General features: G+C 32.7%; 1 protein-coding gene. It reads right to left on the bottom strand.

The annotated features are described in order from the left end of the window. Window positions 1-706: 706 nt before the first annotated feature. Window positions 707-958 (bottom strand): hypothetical protein (locus JWG41_RS05850; RefSeq protein ID WP_205269006.1); only part of this gene is annotated, 252 nt, incomplete at its 5' end.

The raw sequence follows: 958 nt of genomic DNA, 5'->3' as shown, positions 1-958 counted from the left end.
GAAAGATTGAACACCAACTATTTCTTTCTCTTAGTGCATTATCAATATAACCTTGTTCATCTCCGCGTTTGCATTGATTCCTCCTTGATTGACCATTCGGAATACAATTGAATATCAAAAATAATAGAACACATATTGTTTTGAGTTTTTTGAACATATTGTAGCCTTCCTATCTATTTTGCTTAAATAATTTATATAGAATGAAGTTGAGGTTATTTAAGTATTTATTTGAATTCAATTTTGTTTGAATATTTCTTGGCATTGTTTTCCTTGCAGAAATTGTAAGTCATTAAATTGATAATGCAAATACTGTTATTTTTTTGGTATTCTTCATAATTGCAATCAAGCACTATTTTTTCTTTGATATTTGATTCGCAATTTTCATGTTGTTGAGATTTACATCTGATTAATAAGATTGAATTAAATATTAATAGAAATATGATTTTTTTATTCATATTGGAATTTCTTAATTCTTCGTATGTAATTTTTAATTTTTTTAATGTCCATTGTTTTAAACCGATTTAAATAATGTCGCATAACGAACTAGACTAACCGACGTAGGCTGACCCTGAGTCCCGGAAACGGGACGTTAGGGACTGGAACGACGCTTGCGTAAGCAAGAGGAGTGCCAGAAGCCTATGTGGCGCAGCCCAAGCGAGGGCGAAGTCCCGAAGCGAAGCGGTTAGTCGCTGTTAAGCGCTGTCGCTCATTTAACCTTGCTTTCTAATAATTTTCTAGAATTTCTAAATGCTTCCTTGAATTCGTCTGGGACACCATTGTTTAAGTAAATATTAATTGATGGTTCATCATAAGGATTTGTAATCACTTTAAAAGATTCCAAAGTAAATTTTTTCGGTTTGCAGGAATCGATTTTGTTTGCCTCAATGCAAACGCGGAGATGAACAAGGTTATATTGATAATGCACTAAGAGAAAGAAATAGTTGGTGTTCAATCTTTC

Origin of the sequence: Leptospira chreensis (genome assembly GCF_016919165.1) — a bacterium.
Lineage (GTDB): Bacteria > Spirochaetota > Leptospiria > Leptospirales > Leptospiraceae > Leptospira_A > Leptospira_A chreensis.
This window is presented reverse-complemented; position numbering and strand designations above follow the sequence as displayed.